The organism is uncultured Paraglaciecola sp., from assembly GCF_943787955.1.
In the GTDB taxonomy this organism is placed as follows: Bacteria; Pseudomonadota; Gammaproteobacteria; order Enterobacterales; family Alteromonadaceae; genus Paraglaciecola.
On record NZ_CALSOK010000008.1, the window covers coordinates 99,431 to 117,367 of the forward strand.

The 17,937-nt window shown below is 38.2% G+C and carries 14 protein-coding genes, 1 other RNA gene and 1 pseudogene; 15 read left to right on the forward strand and 1 reads right to left on the reverse strand.

Features of this window, described 5'->3' with window-relative positions; all coding sequences use genetic code 11:
- Window positions 1–196 precede the first annotated feature (196 nt).
- From pspA to tyrR, 8 genes are all read left to right on the forward strand, one after another.
- Entirely contained in the window at window positions 197–874 is a 678-nt protein-coding gene (gene pspA / locus Q0Y52_RS06790) for a phage shock protein PspA (protein WP_297819754.1), read from the forward strand.
- A gap of 41 nt (window positions 875–915) precedes the next feature.
- Entirely contained in the window at window positions 916–1,152 is a 237-nt protein-coding gene (pspB, locus tag Q0Y52_RS06795) for an envelope stress response membrane protein PspB (protein ID WP_297819757.1), read from the forward strand.
- Window positions 1,149–1,361 (forward strand): PspC domain-containing protein, encoded by a 213-nt coding sequence (locus Q0Y52_RS06800; RefSeq protein WP_297819760.1) that lies wholly within the window; start codon window positions 1,149–1,151, stop codon window positions 1,359–1,361. Before pspB ends, Q0Y52_RS06800 begins: the two co-directional genes overlap by 4 nt.
- A complete protein-coding gene (locus Q0Y52_RS06805; RefSeq protein ID WP_297819763.1) occupies window positions 1,351–1,614 on the forward strand; it encodes a hypothetical protein in 264 nt (87 codons plus the stop codon). The genes Q0Y52_RS06800 and Q0Y52_RS06805 overlap by 11 nt, the downstream gene beginning before the upstream one ends.
- Window positions 1,615–1,690: 76 nt before the next feature.
- Complete coding sequence (locus Q0Y52_RS06810) at window positions 1,691–3,121, forward strand: YcjX family protein (RefSeq protein ID WP_297819765.1); 1,431 nt, start codon at window positions 1,691–1,693, stop codon at window positions 3,119–3,121.
- Window positions 3,118–4,182 carry a YcjF family protein gene (locus Q0Y52_RS06815; RefSeq protein ID WP_297819768.1) on the forward strand — a complete coding sequence of 355 codons (1,065 nt, stop codon included), beginning with the start codon at window positions 3,118–3,120 and terminating at the stop codon, window positions 4,180–4,182. The genes Q0Y52_RS06810 and Q0Y52_RS06815 overlap by 4 nt, the downstream gene beginning before the upstream one ends.
- 161 nt (window positions 4,183–4,343) lie before the next feature.
- Window positions 4,344–5,144: a phenylalanine 4-monooxygenase gene (gene phhA / locus Q0Y52_RS06820; protein WP_297819770.1), complete on the forward strand. Its 801-nt coding sequence runs from the start codon at window positions 4,344–4,346 to the stop codon at window positions 5,142–5,144.
- A gap of 163 nt (window positions 5,145–5,307) precedes the next feature.
- Window positions 5,308–6,867: a transcriptional regulator TyrR gene (tyrR, locus tag Q0Y52_RS06825; RefSeq protein WP_297819773.1), complete on the forward strand. Its 1,560-nt coding sequence runs from the start codon at window positions 5,308–5,310 to the stop codon at window positions 6,865–6,867.
- Window positions 6,868–7,031: 164 nt separating this feature from the next.
- Here tyrR and Q0Y52_RS06830 read toward each other — a convergent pair whose 3' ends face one another.
- On the reverse strand, window positions 7,032–7,499 hold the full coding sequence (locus tag Q0Y52_RS06830; RefSeq protein WP_297819776.1) for an Lrp/AsnC family transcriptional regulator: 468 nt from the start codon (window positions 7,497–7,499) through the stop codon (window positions 7,032–7,034).
- Window positions 7,500–7,712: 213 nt separating this feature from the next.
- Here Q0Y52_RS06830 and Q0Y52_RS06835 point away from each other — a divergent pair, with 213 nt between their 5' ends.
- The 7 genes and pseudogenes from Q0Y52_RS06835 to Q0Y52_RS06865 all read left to right on the forward strand — a co-directional run bounded on the left by Q0Y52_RS06835 (window position 7,713) and on the right by Q0Y52_RS06865 (window position 17,933).
- Window positions 7,713–8,759, forward strand: a complete 1,047-nt coding sequence (locus Q0Y52_RS06835) for a Glu/Leu/Phe/Val dehydrogenase dimerization domain-containing protein (protein WP_297819780.1) — start codon at window positions 7,713–7,715, stop codon at window positions 8,757–8,759.
- Window positions 8,760–8,874: 115 nt separating this feature from the next.
- An RNA gene (ffs, locus tag Q0Y52_RS06840) (signal recognition particle sRNA small type) lies at window positions 8,875–8,971 on the forward strand.
- A 905-nt stretch (window positions 8,972–9,876) separates the two neighbouring features.
- Window positions 9,877–10,437 (forward strand): annotated as a pseudogene (locus Q0Y52_RS06845) (IS3 family transposase); the annotation flags it as partial.
- An 80-nt stretch (window positions 10,438–10,517) separates the two neighbouring features.
- Complete coding sequence (locus Q0Y52_RS06850) at window positions 10,518–13,133, forward strand: TonB-dependent siderophore receptor (RefSeq protein WP_297819783.1); 2,616 nt, start codon at window positions 10,518–10,520, stop codon at window positions 13,131–13,133.
- A gap of 112 nt (window positions 13,134–13,245) precedes the next feature.
- Window positions 13,246–14,127, forward strand: coding sequence for a class I SAM-dependent methyltransferase (locus Q0Y52_RS06855; protein ID WP_297819786.1), 882 nt, complete (start codon window positions 13,246–13,248; stop codon window positions 14,125–14,127).
- 22 nt (window positions 14,128–14,149) lie between these two features.
- Window positions 14,150–16,093 carry a prolyl oligopeptidase family serine peptidase gene (locus tag Q0Y52_RS06860; protein ID WP_297819791.1) on the forward strand — a complete coding sequence of 648 codons (1,944 nt, stop codon included), beginning with the start codon at window positions 14,150–14,152 and terminating at the stop codon, window positions 16,091–16,093.
- Window positions 16,094–17,168: 1,075 nt separating this feature from the next.
- Complete coding sequence (locus Q0Y52_RS06865; protein WP_297819794.1) at window positions 17,169–17,933, forward strand: DUF3450 domain-containing protein; 765 nt, start codon at window positions 17,169–17,171, stop codon at window positions 17,931–17,933.
- Window positions 17,934–17,937 lie beyond the last annotated feature (4 nt).

Below are 17,937 nucleotides of genomic sequence, written 5' to 3' on the forward strand. Positions count from 1 at the left end.
TAAACGACTAAATTATAGTCTGCTCATTAATTATTGTAGATCTCAGGCTTCGGCGTGTAAATTAATATTTCTTTTAAATCAATAATTTAGTTAAAATGTGATGTTGGCCTACAAATTGAATGGTAATGGCAGTTGATAAGAAAAACCAATTAAGTAACAGTATTTTACTAACATTTGATAAAAAGAGGAAAAGACTATGGGTATCTTCTCGCGTTTCACAGACATAGTGAACTCAAATATTAATTCCATTTTAGATAAGGCCGAAGATCCAGAAAAAATGGTACGTTTAATTATTCAGGAAATGGAAGACACTTTGGTTGAAGTGCGCTCTGCTTCAGCAAAGACATTGGCCAGTAAGAAAGATATCTCTTTGCAAATTAATAAAATGCAAAACGAAGCACAAGATTGGAAATCGAAAGCAGAGTTAGCTATTAGTAAAGACAGAGAAGACTTAGCTCGCGCCGCGCTTCAAGAAAAGAAAAAGTGTGACGAACACGGTAGCGCTTTGTCGTCTGAACTTAAGGGGGTAGACGAGCAAATCACTAAATTACAAAGTGAAGTTGGGCAGTTACAAGATAAATTGGCCGATGCTAAAACACGTCAAAAAGCCATTATTTTGCGACAGAAAACAGTCAGTTCTCGGCTTGAAGTAAAGAAAACGTTAGACAGTGGCAAAGTGGATGCTGCAATGGGCCGATTTGAGCAATACGAGCGTAAAATTGATGATTTAGAGTCTCAAGTCGATGCTTACGACTTAGGTAAAAAGACCTTAGCCGATGAATTTGCTGAACTTGAGTCAGATGATGAGATCGATGATGAACTAGCGGCGTTAAAGAAAAAAATGCAAAGTAAAGCAACGGTTGATAAAAAGTAAATTGAAAGAGTCAAAAGACACTGGTAAAAAGGAGATTAATTTTGGAAGACGTGATTGGAATCATAGTAGCACCTATCATTATTTTTATGATCTTTGTCGCTCCGATATGGCTGATAATGCATTATCGGAGTAAAAAGCAAATGAATCAGGGATTGACTGAAGCCGAATATGGAACATTACAGGAATTAGCTGACAGAGCAGAAAAAATGGCAGAGCGCATTCATACATTAGAGTCAATTTTGGATGCAGAGGCACCAGATTGGAGGAACAAAGTATGAAAACTTTTGGCAGTTTACATCGTGACCCGAGTAAGGGAAAAATTGCCGGAGTGTGTGCGGGTATCGCGGAATACTTTGGCATGGAAATATGGTTGGTAAGAATTTTAACACTTACTGGGTTTTTCTTGTTAGCTCCGCCATTTTTCTTCGTCGGTTATGTTGCAGCTTGGTTTATTTTGGAAAAAAAAGCCTCGAGGTTTGTCAGCTAGACCAAGAGATGATGGCTCTGCAACTAAAAGCCAACACAATAAAGTTCAAGGCAAAGGATGGCATAATGTGTCAGAGGCTGAATCAGAAAAAGTTGTAGTGAAGTCTAAAGTTTGGCAAGCAGGTGAACCACCTAAACAGGCTTTTATTGATATCAAAGAACGTTTTGCAATAAACGAAAGTAGGCTCAGAAAAATGGAGACCTATGTGACATCCTCTGAGTTTCAACTCAATCGAGAATTAAGTAAACTGTGAATGATGTTTAATGGGACTGGCTAAATGTTAGTCCTTCATGTTTTTTTTCTCATTCTATTAGGTTGATACAGTTTTTATGCAGACTTCCTTTTTTCAATATCCTAAGATTCAACACACCAAACAAAAGCTAAAAACAACAGCAGCAAGACTGGTAAATAATCATGTTAATTTGGCCGTAACAGGTTTGAGCAGAAGTGGCAAAACGGCATTTATTACCTCTTTGGTTAACCAACTTATTGAAGCTAATGAAGCGTCACACCTGCCTTTTTTTTCAGTAGTAAGAGAGTCTCGTTTGATTGGTGTAAAACGAGATGTCCAACCTAACTTAACCTTTAGTCGTTTTGCTTACGAAGACGCTATGGTTAAACTAACCCAAACCTCACCTGAATGGCCTTCGTCCACAAAAGGTATCTCTCAAGTAAGGCTGAAAATAAGATACAAAAAGAGTCAGGGCTGGAGTCAATATCTAACTGAAGACGCAACGCTAACCTTGGACATCACAGACTATCCTGGAGAATGGTTACTGGACTTGCCGTTATTGGATATGGATTATGCTCAGTGGTCTAGGCATTGTCAGGACGAACTAAATAACCCACTAAGACATGACATAGCCGGTCCTTTTTTTACTGCTGTAAACCGCTTAGATTTAAATGCTGAAGGGGATGAATTAGCGCTACAAAACATTGCAGCGCTATACACTCAATATTTAATTGATTGCCAAACTAATGGTTATCAATTGTTGCAACCTGGTCGCTTTATTTTACCAGGTGAATTGTCTGGAGCGCCTATTTTACATTTTTTTCCTATTACAGATGTTCAACTCCAACATCAGAAGATTGATTTAAATAAACCAGTAAAAGGCAGTAATTTAGAACTATTGAGTCAGCGCTTCGAACACTACAAATCCGAAGTGGTAAAACCATTTTATAAAGAACACTTTAAAGGTTTTGATAGACAAGTTGTTTTAGTTGATTGTTTGTCAGCACTTAATCGTGGTTTTCATAGTTACCAAGATTTACAAAAGGCGTTAGATTGGTTGCTGGGGAGCTTCCAGTATGGCTCTTCCAATATACTTAATCGTTTGTTTCAACCTAAAATTGATAAGTTGGTATTTGCTGCAACTAAGGCCGATCACATCACACCTGACCAGCAAACTAACTTGGTCAAGTTGTTGGAAAGTATGTTGCATAGTGCAAGGAAACAAATACAGTTTGATGGTGTGAGCACCGAGTCAACTGCTGTATCAGCTATTCGCGCTTCGAAGTCAGGTCTTAGTCTACTCAATGGTGAAAGTATTCCAGTGCTTCAAGGGAGAAATGCTCAGGGCGCAGCCATCACTTTATTTCCTGGAGAAGTACCACAAAGTTGCCCAGGCCCGGAGTTCTGGAAACAGCAAAAGTTTGAGTTTCCAAATTTATCACCACCTCTGATGAATACTCCATATGGTTTGCCACATATTAGAATGGATCAAGTGCTCGATTTTCTGCTAGCGGATAAATTAATATGAAACAATCGTCTGTACCTCATGATGAGGGGCTGTTTGATGTAAAGACATCTTACACACTCAAAAGTGCACATGTTTTTAACAACCTACACGGTGATACTCAGTCACAACCCGAAGTTAAACCAGCATTTATGGTTAATGAGGTTGATGTAATTGAGGTGAATGATGATCCCACAGATAAGGTGCAACCACAGCAGTATTCAGATGAGTTAACTATTAAAAAGACGAGAAAAAAATGGTTACCATTTTTGTTTGTTGCGATATTGCTAGCAAGTAGTGCCGAGTTAATATTTTTTATTATTGCGATGCTTGAGAAAATGGATTGGTTAGCAGGTGTTTGGCTCGCTATTTTTACTGTGCTAGGAATGTTGGCTTTGCGTCAAATTATTGTTGAATACACAGGACTGAAAAAATTTAAGCGTCAAGGTGATATTCGAACCCAATCGGAGCAAATGGCCAACACCAGTGTTATTGGGTTGGCCGAGCAACATTGTTTAAATATAGCCAAAAGCCTTCCCAATAATTATCAGATTTTGGTAGCAAATTGGCACGAAAGTTTTGACCTTCATCACTGTGATAGTGAAGTCTTACGTTTATTTGAATACATAGTGTTAGCTCCCATTGATAAACTGGCCATGAAACAAGTGACCAAAAATGCCTCTGCAGCAAGTGTCATGATAGCTGTTAGCCCTTTTGCATTGTTGGATATGTTAATAGTATTGTGGCGTAATATTCGGATGATAGACCAAGTGAGTAAAATATATGGTTTAGATTTAGGTTACTGCGGAAGAGTTAAGCTAATCCGTAAAATATTCCACACAATGCTGTATGCAGGTGCTTCTGAAATTTTATCTGATGCCGGTAATTACGCATTTAGTGCAGGGATTACCGGTAAGTTATCAACTCGTATCGCACAAGGAATGGGTGCTGGGGTTCTAACTGCCAGAATAGGTTTAAAAGCGATTAATGAAAGTCGCCCCTTACCTTGGTTATCCGAAGAAAAGCCCGGTTTGTCGGTTATTAGCAAGCAGTTGCTGGCTGATTTACACAACCAGTTAAGATAAAGTTTTTGTTTGTATTTTCTAGTGTTATTCGTTGTGATTTAGAGTGTTTGTAAGCTTATATTTACAATTAAGTAACAAAGTGAAAACACCCACAAGTCTTTTGATTTTGCGTGGGACGAGTATAATTTTGGTATTGTTAGCTAAAAAATTATTGTAATTGCATGTCAAAGAATACTCGTTATAAATCTCATCAACCAGATGAGAGTGGTCTTGTAAATTGGTCTTCTGAAGAAAATAAAATATGGGCGGCATTGTTACAAAAACAATCAAACTTACTTAAAGGAAGGGCTTGTGAGGAATATTTACATGGGCTTGAATTATTGGACTTACCCTCGGATCGTATTCCACAGTTAGCTGAAATCAACTCGATACTAATTAAAGCTACGGGATGGCAGGTAAAACAGGTGCCATCGTTAATAAATTTTGATGATTTTTTTAGTTTATTAGCCAATAAACAATTCCCAGTAGCGACCTTTATTCGTTCAAATGAAGAGTTTGATTATTTACAAGAGCCAGATATTTTTCATGAAATATTTGGTCATTGTCCGCTATTAACCAATCCTGCTTTCGCACATTTCACCCATACCTATGGAAAACTTGGTTATGCGGCTAGTAAAGAAGACAGAGCCTTTTTAGCCAGACTGTATTGGTTTACTGTAGAGTTTGGTTTAGTGAATACAGCGCAAGGAACTCGTGTTTATGGAGGTGGGATTTTGTCATCACCTGGTGAAACACTCTATGCCATTGAATCAGATGATTGTGTGCATCTTCCAATGAATCCTTTAGATGCATTAAGAACCCCGTACCGAATCGACATTATGCAACCAGTATATTATGCCTTGGAATCATTTGACTCTCTGTTCGATATTGCAGAAATGGATATTATGGAGTTAGTCAGCCAAGCCAAACAATTAGGTCTATTTGCACCTAGGTTTTCACCAAAAGAAAGACAAGCAAGTTAATTTTTTATATATGGATGTTTTTGTATGCCCCACCCAAAGCAAATTTATTTAGCTGAGAAAACAGCCAACTAATAACACTGTCTTAGCTTAACCAATTGTAATAATATCTTTACGCTAGCTCAAATTGGGCTGGTTTAGACTTGTATTCAAATCGGGGTTGTAAATGCGCTTAGAAGTACACTGCCAGGATCGTTTGGGCATTGCTCAAGATGTGTTAGATATATTAGTTGAGCATGAAATAGATCTGCGCGGAATTGAAATTGATGCATTAGGAAAAATTTTCCTGAATTTCCCCAATATTGAGTTTGCAGATTTCCAACATTTGATGCCTAAAATACGTAAAATTGAAGGTATAGAAGATGTGAAAACCACCCCCTTTATGCCCATTGAACGTGAGCAGTATCAACTTAAAGCTTTGTTGCAGACTTTACCCGATCCGGTTTTTTCGGTGGATATCAAAGGTAAAATTATCTTGGTCAATGATGCCGTTGTATCAAGTCTAGACGTCCCCGAAACTGATATTATTGGAAGTGATATTTCTGAACTTCTCAAAGGATTTAATCTAAGTCGATGGTTGGAAAGTAAAACCCCTCAAGCCCAAGCACAAAGGATCAGGTTTTTAGAACAAGATTATTTGCTTGATATGTTGCCCGTTATGGTGCCTGACTCCGATGGTGCTGATATTTTGGCAGGGGCAGTTTTTATGCTGAAATCCGAACTCAGATTAGGCCAACAACTGACTGTTTTTCATAAGGCTAGCGCAGATAGTTTTATCTCTGTTCAAGCGGATAGTAAAGCAATGAAAAACGTAGTGAAAGAAGCCAAACGAATGGCCGAGTTGGATGGGCCTATTATTATCTTTGGAGAGACGGGAACAGGTAAAAAGATGCTTGCCAAGGCGTGCCATGAGGCAAGTAGACGCAATCAGGAGGTGTTTTTATCGTTAAACTGTGGGTCTTTGAGGGATAATATTACCGAGACAGAATTATTTGGTTATGGACCTGGGGCTGATGGACAGACTGGAAAACAACTTGGTTTATTAGAGCAATCGCAAGGTGGTACTTTGCTCTTAGATGAAGTAGGTGAGCTGTCTGCGCATCTTCAGGTAAAGCTTTTGCAGGTATTACAAAAAGGCAGCTATCACAGAATTGGCGATGAGGAAGAGTTGCAATTTGACGTTAGGTTAATTTGTACTACTCAAAAAGACTTAGGTAAGTTAATGCAAGAAGGGAAATTTAGAGAAGACTTGTTTTATCGTTTAAATATGTTGAGTTTGGTTTTACCTCCATTACGAGAACGTAGAGCAGATGTTGTTGTGTTAGCCGAGCGATTCGTTAAACAGCACAGTGTGAAATTGGGCCTAAAAGCCCCTAAGATGACTAAGGCTTGTCTCGATTATTTACAAATTTATCCATGGCCTGGCAATGTTAGACAACTTGAAAATGCACTTTATCGAGCTGTTTCATTACTGGAAGGTCGCGAATTAGAGAAAGAAAACATTCAACTGCCGTCATGCTCTGCAACAGTGAGTTTTGTATCAGAGGAATTCTCTGGGAGTTTAGATGATGAAGTAAAGCGTTTTGAAAAAGATATTCTGATGCGATTATACCCAAGTTATCCAAGCACAAGGCAGTTGGCTAAAAAACTAGGGTTAAGTCATACCGCCATTGCCAATAAATTGCGTGAATATGGGATCAACAAGAAGGCTGTAAAGATAGTCTGATCCTTTTGTTTAAACGTTGACTTATTTTTTATTATGGTCAAATTTTGAAGGTAATGACTGCCTATCATTGGGTCAACAAGACAACGATAAATCAGACGATGCGTGCAAACAGGTAAAAGAGTTTTTAATGTCAAAAATTTCGCTATTACGAAACTCGCAGTTTTTTATAAATTTTTAATGGGCAATTCAGTGGTGTTTTTAACCTGCTTAAGAGCAAAAGTAGAACTTAGATGGTCGACTAAGGGCAAGTTAGTCAATTTAGTTTTAAGTAGGTGTTCATATTCCTCAATACTTTCAACAATTACCTTTAGTAAATAATCCTTATCCCCACTTGTGGTATGACACTCAACTATTGATTCAATGTTTTGAACAGCCTTTTCAAAATCATTTAATGACTCACCATCATGATTTTTTAAGGTGACATAAATAAAAACTGATACACCTAAGTTTAACTTTTTATTATCTAGCAATGTCACTTTCTGCAGAATAACTTTTTCAGCTTCCAGGCGTTTAACTCTGCGCCAACATGGTGTGTGTGACAAACCCACTTTTTGACTTAAATCAGCCATCGAAACAGTTGCATCTTTTTGCATGGCTCGCAAAATTTCTCGATCGAATTTATCTAGCTTCATATATTTTTTTGTCTATTTAATGTTGTTGCCTTAATTCTAGCATGATGAAATTTTAATTCTTTTTCAAGATAAAAAAGAGGATATTTATCCTAATGACTCATTTCATCTGTGATTTATAAACTTAACTATTTTAACTGCTCAATAAAGTCGCAAAAAATGTCCTATTACTTATGGGGATAATGTTGTACATGGAACATTTAACGAGTGAATAATATGTCGGTTTTTGAACATAGCGAATTTGATGGACACGAACATGTGGCTTTTTATCAAGATAGAACAAGCGGCTTAAAAGCAATCATTGTTGTGCATAATTCAAATCTTGGCAGCGCTTTAGGTGGTTGCCGGATGTGGCCGTATGCTAATGATGAAGAAGCATTGCGAGACGTACTGAGGTTGTCCAAGGGTATGACTTATAAAGCTGCGATGGCGGGGCTTAAACAAGGAGGGGGCAAGGCTGTTATTATTGGTGATCCTCGCACTGAAAAAACTTCAGATAAACTGTTAGCTATGGGTAAGTTCATCGATAGTTTATCTGGGAAATACATCAGCGCTGAAGACTCAGGATTAACCGTTGATGATTTGAAGTTAATGGGAAGGCAAACCGAACATGTGTCAGGTATTTATGGCAAATATCATATTAATTCTGAACCTGCTGACGGAAACCCGGCCCCGTCAACAGCTTATGGTGTATTCGTTGGTCTAAAGACAACTGTTGGACATGCCATGAATTCAGGACTTGAAGGAGTGAAAATTGCGATTCAAGGTTTGGGGCATGTTGGTATGCGCTTGGCAAAACATTTACATAAGCAGAGGGCCATATTATATGTATCAGATATCCATCAAGAAAACATTGAAAACGCAGTCAGAGAATTCTCTGCAACCGCAGTCAGCCCTCAAAATATTTATGATTTAGATGTTGATGTATTTGCCCCTTGTGCAATGGGGGCCATTCTTGATAGCGATAATATTGCGAGACTTAAGGTAAAAGTGATTGCTGGTGCTGCTAACAATCAGTTAGCTAGGGAAGAATATGGACAGCTGTTAGCAGATAAAGGGATACTTTATGCACCAGATTATGTGATCAACGCTGGAGGAATAATTGACATTTATCATCAATCAATTATCAGTTCAGATAAAGGATTACGGGACCATATTGAAAAAATCAGCGATACACTCTTAGAAATATATCGTCGCGCTCAGTCACAAGGAATTGCCACCAATATTGTCGCTAATCAAATTGCAGAAGAACGTTTTGGCTAATATTTATACTGTAAACACATTGTCATAAAAAGTGGGTTGCATCTAACTTTAGCTTTGTTCATAATGCGGTCCCTTTGTAAGAATGATATTTTAATAAAGGGTTTCTATGGTGACCTTTCGGTCCCCTCGCAATGATAACTTGTGAACCCGGTCAGGCCTGGAAGGGAGCAGCCGCAGCAAAAGACTCATGTGCCGAGGTGTGGCTGGAAGGGCACCACCAATTTTTCTAAAATGTTTTAACTTCCTTAAATTCAAACAAAATTTTCAGATTATGTCCGGGACTTATAATCAAGAACAACGATGTATGCAGTGATATTTTACTGTGCTTAAAACTCCTCAATAAACCCCGTCACGTTTTTTTTTGATGTTCAGGTTAACCATGAAAAGTTATCAAAGACCATCCTGTTCGTATGGTTTTTTTGCTGATATTAGCTCAGTACTAAGACAGAATTAACAATGAGTAATGGGAGATTTCGGGTGTTTAAACACTATTGCTATGCTCAATATCGTATTAAAGGATATGAAATAATGTACCCACTGAAACAGGCTTACTGAACCTCCAAAACGCAGAAGTCTTCAAGTACAGCGCTGTTCTATAATTTCTTAAAAAATTAAAGGTAAATGGAAAGACATCAATAAAATTTTTAGCTACTTGCTTTTTATTTTTTTCTCGACTAATTTTTGACCTAAAAGTTTATCGTTCCATTTATAGCATTCATTTTCACTAGCTGGCTTTGAAATAGATAAAACGCCGTTTCAACTTTATATCCTGGGTAATGTGGACGAAATTGATTTAAGATTTACACCACATATCTGCCCAATAATCTTCATCCTAAGCCGTGTTTTAGCCCAAAGTTTCAATTCTTTCTGAGACAAGGTGTGATTCAATGCTATGAATATCATCATCCGACTTTTAGTGTTTTGCCCCAAATATTATATGTAAACATTTAATATATTTAAGATTTTTTATTTCTCATAGCAATTATAATTATTTGATTTGGTAACGAGAGCTTTTTACCTTCATTTATTGCATTCATATTTTAATTTCGGATATCTTTTTAATAAACATTTTTGAAGATATTTTTATTCAGTTTAAGTATTTATGAATACTTCCACTTATATAGCCAAAGCATTATTCAAGGCAAGTCGAAACAGTTTAGGCAGCAGAGAGCTTGCTAAAGCACTACGCAAAGAAGGCTTTGAAATAACGCGGTATCGCGCCATTAAGTTAATGGAACGGCTTAAATTAGTTGTGACTCAGCGAATAGCTTATAAAGTGACAACCAAGCGCAAACACAGTGATGCTGTGGCTGACAACTTGCTAAATATGAATTTCAATCCTGTTGGACCCAATCAAATTTGGGCGGGTGATGTGTCCTATTTAAAGACTGGTGAGGGCTGGTTGTACTTAGCCATTGTCATGGATTTGTATTCACGCCGGATTGTAGGTTGGCATATATCAAAACGCATGACGCGTGATTTGGTCGAGCAAGCACTGACAAAGGCTCATAATTTACGCAAACCACCAAAAGGTTTGGTGTTTCACAGTGACAGAGGCTCTCAGTACACGAGTAAAGGCTTTAGAAATCTACTGTCGCGATTAGAGTGTCGAGCTAGTATGGGAGCTTATAATCTAATGATTCCACTAGTTGACCTTATGCACAAATCACGTATATGATGTAAGCGAGGTTCACTACCTTTAACACTAATGTCGTATAAACGATAATACACACTAAATTGTGGTCCAGGGAGACTTACATGTTTACAAATTCAAAATTGACGAAGTCAATTCGTCTAGCAGTAGCTGCAAGTGCAGTTGCCACTGTATTTTCATCAAGCAGTTTATTTGCACAAGAAGCAGATGTAGAAGAAGGTTCAGATTCGCTTGAACGAGTCGTAGTTACAGGCTCACGTATTAGGCGCGCTGATTTAGAAGGATCTTTACCTGTAACCGTTATTGATCGTGCGGCTATTGAGTTTTCTGGTCAGACTTCTGTTGCAGATTTACTGCGTAACACGTCTTTTAACTCAACTGGTTCGTTTCGACCACAATCAGGCTCATCTGCACAAGGTGTTTCTTCGATTGATTTAAGAGGTCTGGGTTCTAGTCGCTCGCTCGTATTGGTTGATGGCCGTCGCCTAGCGCGCTCTCCTTCTACTGGTTCATCTCAAGATTTGAATGGTATACCTGCAGCAGCTGTTGAGCGTATTGAAATTCTAACTGATGGTGCATCTGCCGTTTATGGTTCTGACGCTATCGGTGGTGTTGTAAACATCATCACTCGTAAAGATTTCAACGGTGTTGAAATGAAAATCGGTGCTGCTCAAATTGAACATGAAGGCGGCGACCGCGAAGAAGGATCAATCATTTTTGGTACCTCTGGCGAAAAAGGGTCAATGTTAGGCGGTGTTTCTTGGAACAGCCGTGACATAGTATTTGCTCGTGATTTCCCGTGGTATAATCCAGGCGGATCATTTTATTCACAGAATTTCCGTGATTATAATAGAACAGCCAATTCTTGGACAAAAATTACAGGTGCTTGTGACCAAGGTGATTTTTACTCAATAGATTACGGCCCAGCTATTCCTAACTCTGCTGGTGATACTCAACGTTGTGGATTTAACTTTGCAGCGGTATCTGCTGATGAAGCGTCAACTTCTAATCTAGGTTTCTTCTTGAACAGCCGTTATGAAATTAATGATGACTGGTCTATTTATTCAAATATGAATATTTCAAAGTCGAGCTCATTCGGTCGTTATGCTCCTTCATTAGCATTTGTTAATGTCGATGCAGCTAGCCCAAATAACCCGACTAACCCAACTAGCCCATATTATGACCCGCTTTTCAATCAAACAACTTATGATCCAACTGCTGATGCTACAACGGGTTCTGACGCTGTTTCAATTCTGCACCGCTTTGCTGGTTTAGGGAATCGTGATAACAACGTCGATAACTATTTACAAGATTTACTTGTAGGTGTTGAAGGTGAAGTTGGCGATATGTTTTTTGAATTTGGTGTGCGCCGTAACAAATCACGTACCTTTGATATTGGTAGAAATTACGTAGTAATTCCAATCGCAGAGCAATACATGAATTCTGGTGATTACCTAGTTGGTGACCTAGATCGTAACCCTGCAGAAGTTCTTAATTCAATGAAAGCAACGATCTCTCGTATTGGTGACTTTAACCAAGACGAAGTGTTTGGGTCTGTTCAATTTGACTTGTTTGATATGGAAGGTGGTCAAGCAGTGGCAATTGTTGGTGGTGAATGGCGTGATATTTACTACTCCGATCAATATGATTCACTCTCAGAAGGTGGTGTAATCGGTGGTTCTGCAGGTAACTCTGCTGGTGGCGGTCGTCAAGCCAAAGCAGCATTTATTGAATCAGTCTTTCCAGTACTAGACGAACTAGAAATCACAGCCGCTTTGCGTTACGACAGCTACTCAGATTATGGTTCAGACGTTTCTCCTAAGGTATCGTTACGTTACACTCCGACTGATGAATTAGTGATACGTGCATCATACGGTGAAGGTTTCCGTGCCCCAACGCTTGATATTTTAACTCAAAAAGAATCATTCTCTGCTGATTCAGTTCGAGATGAGCAACACTGTATTGCAATTGGTGCAGCTCCAACATGTAGTGATCAGATTAACGCTTATGTTATTGCTAACCCTTTCTTAGAGTCTGAGACCTCATCTCAATATGCAATGGGAGTTGCATACGAAGTTACTGATTGGCTTGATTTTTCTCTTGATTATTTTAATATCCAAATCAACAACCGAATCAAAGCTTTCGGCTCGGGTGAATTGATTAATTTGCAAAATCTTGGTTTGAACTTACCTGCAGGTATGTCAGTAACTCGTAATCAATTTGGCGAAATTGAAGAAGTGGTACGTGGTTTCGGTAACCAAGGTGATTTAGAAACTTCAGGTCTTGATTTGAACTTAAATTCACGCTTGGATTTAAATGAATTTGGATCTTTACGTTCAAATTTAACCATGTCTTACACTCAAAAATATGATGTTGATGGTCAAGACCAACTTGATTTTGAAGCGTTTCCTGGATACCGAGGTGTATTGTCTAATGTATATAGCATTGGAGACTTTGACATCGCTTGGAACATGAACATCATTGGTGACACGGTGCGTCTATCTGGTTCAGATTATTTACCAGTTGCTCATTGGATAACTAACGATGTCAATGTTAATTACAATGCCTCATGGGGTGGTAAGGTTACATTGGGTGTTAACAACGTTAGTGGAAAAGAACCAATCTTGAACACTGATCCAGGCGGCAGCCGTGATTATAACTTTGCTCTTTATGATGGTTACGGACGAATCGTTTACGCTCGTTACTCTCAATCTTTCTAGTAGATTAGTTATTTTATAAAAAGCGAGCTTAGGCTCGCTTTTTTCTTATCTAAAAAAGCACTATTAATCCATTAGTCATATATCATACACACACCCTTAGTAGAGAAAATATATGCCATTAAAAACAGAAGCTTGGGAACACTATTGGGAAAGTAATGCCACTTTGAACAGCTTTGCTTTTGATTATTCTGCTAACGAAGGCCCTTATAAAATAATTAATGAATTTTGGGTCAGAGCATTCGAAGAATTTACATCGTCGGATACTATTGTTGATTTAGGGGCAGGTAATGGCGCACTAATGCACCTTTTTCTGCAAAGAAAAGGACTTCAAAATATTGAAAAGTGGCTAAATATTGATTCTGCAAAAGCTGTAGCTCGAATTGAGCACTCCACCGTGATTTATCAACAAGATGATATGTGCAAGTTGAGTTTATCTGATAACAGTGTCAATCAATTTGTGAGTATGTTTGGATTGGAATATGGCGATTTCGCTAAAACAATACCCCATCTTTATAGGTGTTTGCGATTGGGAGGAAAATTTCATATTATTTTACATCACCAAGATTCGATAGTCAGTAAACAGTCTCAGTTGACTATAAACGTTATGAAAAAAGTCTTGGCATCAAATTTGTTGAATAATTTAACTCATTTTGTCAGTATAGATAGGTTGAAAACACACTTACTTTCAGGTTTAAACCAAACTTTACAGAGTGTTGAAGGGCATGCAATAGACGATGTCAAAATTATAGGTAAGGGAATTTATAACATCATACAATCCTCAAATGACTTGTCCATTAAAGTGGATATGTTGTTATCTTTAAAAAAGGATATGCTTTGGCAAGTTGAACGTTTGCAACAACAATTAGCTGGGGCACAGCAAGTTAATTTGTTATCAACATTTTTACATGATAATGGGTTTAATGAATTTTGTATGTCACCATTATCTTATGATAACGAGATTTTATGCTGGTCTCTGACCGGGATTAAAGTTTAATAACAGAAATAAAGGAAATAAAATGCGACGTGGGATAATTCTAGTAACTCTGCTGCTTTTCACTATAAATATCAAAGCAAGTCCAGTAAATATACCTGTAGAAGCGTTTTTTAAAAACGCTAAATTTAGTGATATGAGCATATCACCAGACGGAAAACATCTTGCAGTGACTTATGACACAGGTACGTCAAATAGTGTTGCCATCATGGATGTCGGTTTAACTAAGGTTTTATCAAATATTAATTTTGGCGATTACATGCGAATTGGTCGTGTCTATTGGCCAAGGGCAGATCGTTTTATACTCTCCTATTCTAAATTTGTGGGTTATTTAGATAATAATGGCACTCCTCCTATCCATGTTGCGTTCGACTTAGACGGTAAAAATGGTCGTCAATTGACTATCCCTCAACGCACACGTTACAACATCATCAGCTTACTCCCAAATAAGCCAAACAAAATATTGGTTACAAAAGGCCATTATTTTGATAAAGGTGCCGTCAAGTTGTTTGAAATACAAATAGATAAAGGCAAAGAAGATTATATTGGTGGTGAGCCATTGAAAGCTACTTCTATTATCGCTGATTCTGACGGTATACCGCGTGTGGCAGTCATATTCAAAGATCTCGAAGAGGAAGACGAATTAGGTAACGTTGAGATTTTTTTGAAGGTAAAGCGAACCCCTAAGAGTGATTGGGAAGTGGCAAATTTACCTATTTTGGCGGGCATTGATACTAAAGTCGGTCTTTTAGGATTTAATGCTGACAACACGATCGCGTATGTCTCGTCTGATATAAAAACAAAAGTCCCCAGTATTTATTCTGTCGACCTTATGACTTGGGAAACTAAACTGGTTCACGAAGAGGAGATATCCGCAATAACGGGGAGAGGCGAGTTGTTCAACGGAGCATTAGAGGTTTTGGCTTTTTCTCCTGATTATAACCGAACGGTATTCCTATCTGATAATAGTGAAAGTAAAAAAATCATGATGCAACTTTATGTGTCTATGGGTATAGATGATGAAACATCCGATATACGTATTACTTCTTTTACTGAAGACGGCGGCAAGCTAATCTTTAACGTAAGGTCCGATCGTGATCCTGGTGTATTTTATTTATTTAATCGTGGGATAGATGGCTCTAAACCAAACATTAGAATGCTATCGTTAGCTAACGAACAAATTGATCCTAGTCAAATGGCTGCCATGGAGCCTATAAAATTTCAGTCTCGTGATGGGATAAGTTTAAACGGTTATATGGTACTCCCAACTTACGGTGAAGCACCGTTCCCCATGATACAAATTATACACGGTGGCCCTCATGGTCCACGTGATTATTGGGGATGGAATAGAGAAGCTCAATTTTTGGCTAGTCGAGGCTATGCTGTCGTTAGCGTAAACTTCAGAGGGTCTGGTGGTTACGGCAAAGCATTCGAGCGTTCTGGTTACAAGGAGTGGGGCGGAAAAATGATTAATGATATGACCGATGCCACTATGTGGATGGTAGACAATGGCTACGCTGACAAAGAGCGTATGTGTGTCTATGGTGGGTCATATGGCGGTTACGGAACCTTACAGAGTGTGGTGCGTGAACCAGACTTGTATAAGTGTGCAATTGGTTATGTAGGTGTGTATTCACTTCACGAAATGAAGAAATCTGGTGACATAGTTGACCGTAAAAGTGGCCGGAAATTTTTAGACCGGGTGCTGGGAATGGATAAAGACCTACTGACTGAATTTTCACCGGCATTGAATGTTGAAAGGATAAAAGCCGAATTGTTTATTGCCCATGGCCGAGAAGACGTGCGTGTTCCTATGGATCAGTATGATGTACTGAGTGATAATTTAAAACGCATTGGGAAGCCCTACCAATCTATGATAAGAGATGAAGGTCATGGTTATCAACAAGATAAAAATAAGTTTGATTTTTATCGAGCGATGGAAGGTTTTTTTGCGAAAAATCTTAAATAACAGCTTACGTATAAATTTCTAAAATTTAAAAAAGTTACGTTCTCGCGCAGTATCGCGGGAACGATTTTTATAATATTGCAAACGACACTACATTTACGCGCCTTGAGTAAGTGATTAAATTTTTCATAAGCTTCCTAACTTTAAAGCGGTTTTAGCAACAACCAAAGCATTTCTATTTATGTCAATAATATCAAAAGCCGGCTTGTTTTCTTTCAAGTAATTGGCCTCCTGATTGGCTATTAGATTGAATGTGATACTGTTTAAACTGCGACGTCTAAAATACTGAATAAAAGAGATATTTAACAATTGTGTTGAATCGTTTTAATAATGATAGGTTAAAATAGGATTGCCTTTTCTCCAACAGTTTATGTGTGGTGTACACTTTTCAGTGGTTGGCTTTGCCGTAACTATTTCGAAACGGTACGCATCGTTCCTTTTACTCTTGGGTGAAGCCGTCATATATTTTATGCCAAAAATTACAGATATCATGGCAGACGTTAAATATTGTTGTGTCAATAAATTCATTTCTTGGATCCTGTACTTAGGTCAAATTTTTAGAGCAAGATTGTTAATTTAATACCTTGATTATTGAGACGCCTAAACCACTCATTAACTATTTTTCGACCTTGGTGTGAATACTGTGGAGATTATATGCAACTAGTGTCGTTTTTAATATGAGGCAACCCCATAACTCTGACTCGTAGACGCCCATTTTTTCTTTTGCCATATTTTTAATTTTGCTATAGGGGCGAGGGCGTCTATATACTTTAAGGGATGCGTGAAAAAGACAACTAAAAGAATATACAATAGAATTAAACTAGCCACTTAGTATGATCTTTATGCATGTGTGTCTAATTTATAAACGGTGAGCAGTCATTTGTAATAAATTATTGGTTAAAGGCGTGTAGTTTCTTGACAATTTAGTTACATACGTGTGAAAATTCCATTGCATTAGTCTTTATATATATGAATTCTAAGCCCCTTAAACAAACAAAGCTTTAAAGCCCCTTGTCGGCAAATTATATGGCTCGACGAGGATTCAAAACAAGAAAATTGGTTGGGAATTATGTCCAAAATGAGCAAGAGAAACCTTATTGCTTCTGCCGTCGTTGGTGCTTTAGCACTCGGTAGCAGCGCTGTTGTCTCTGCAGACCCGTTAAACGAGCTTCATAAAGAAGAAGCTAAAATTCATGCGGCTGCAGCGAAATCCCAAGAGAAAATAAACAACCTGTATGAACAATCACAGGAATTGTTTGTTGAGTATCGTGGTGTTGTTGATGAAACTGAGAATTTGAAAGTCTACCACGATTATGTTGCAACCCTCGTCGCAGATCAGCAGCGTGGCATTGATTCCTTGCAAACTCAGATCGATGGTATTGGTGGCATTGAACGTGGCATAGTTCCGCTAATGTTTCGAATGATTGACAGTCTTGAACAATTTATAGAGCTAGATGTGCCTATTAAAATTGACGAGCGTAAAGAGCGCGTAGAACGGTTACGCGATATTATGGCTAATTCAGATGTCACAGTTTCTGAACGGTTCCGTCAGGTCATTGAGTCGTATCAAATTGAAAATGAATACGGACAATCTATGGCACCTTATACAGGTACCTTGGATTATCAGGGTACTGAAATCACAGTGGATTTTGTAAACCTAGGAAGAACAGCGCTTCTAGCACTGTCACTCGATCAAAAGAGTGCTTGGGTTTGGGATAATAACGCTAGAGCTTGGGAAGAGCTCGGTGCTGAATATCTAAATGCTATTGTAATAGCTGTGCGTATGGCAAACAAACGATTGCCAGCTAACCTTCTTAAACTACCAATTAAAGCTGCGGAGTGATATT

Coding starts and splice junctions, on each gene's coding strand:
- pspA (WP_297819754.1), top strand. CDS start 197: ATGGGTATCTTCTCGCGTTTCACAGACATAGTGAACTCAAATATTAAT.
- Q0Y52_RS06800 (WP_297819760.1), top strand. CDS start 1,149: ATGAAAACTTTTGGCAGTTTACATCGTGACCCGAGTAAGGGAAAAATT.
- Q0Y52_RS06810 (WP_297819765.1), top strand. CDS start 1,691: ATGCAGACTTCCTTTTTTCAATATCCTAAGATTCAACACACCAAACAA.
- Q0Y52_RS06815 (WP_297819768.1), top strand. CDS start 3,118: ATGAAACAATCGTCTGTACCTCATGATGAGGGGCTGTTTGATGTAAAG.
- phhA (WP_297819770.1), top strand. CDS start 4,344: ATGTCAAAGAATACTCGTTATAAATCTCATCAACCAGATGAGAGTGGT.
- tyrR (WP_297819773.1), top strand. CDS start 5,308: ATGCGCTTAGAAGTACACTGCCAGGATCGTTTGGGCATTGCTCAAGAT.
- Q0Y52_RS06830 (WP_297819776.1), bottom strand. CDS start 7,499: ATGAAGCTAGATAAATTCGATCGAGAAATTTTGCGAGCCATGCAAAAA.
- Q0Y52_RS06835 (WP_297819780.1), top strand. CDS start 7,713: ATGTCGGTTTTTGAACATAGCGAATTTGATGGACACGAACATGTGGCT.
- Q0Y52_RS06850 (WP_297819783.1), top strand. CDS start 10,518: ATGTTTACAAATTCAAAATTGACGAAGTCAATTCGTCTAGCAGTAGCT.
- Q0Y52_RS06855 (WP_297819786.1), top strand. CDS start 13,246: ATGCCATTAAAAACAGAAGCTTGGGAACACTATTGGGAAAGTAATGCC.
- Q0Y52_RS06860 (WP_297819791.1), top strand. CDS start 14,150: ATGCGACGTGGGATAATTCTAGTAACTCTGCTGCTTTTCACTATAAAT.
- Q0Y52_RS06865 (WP_297819794.1), top strand. CDS start 17,169: ATGAGCAAGAGAAACCTTATTGCTTCTGCCGTCGTTGGTGCTTTAGCA.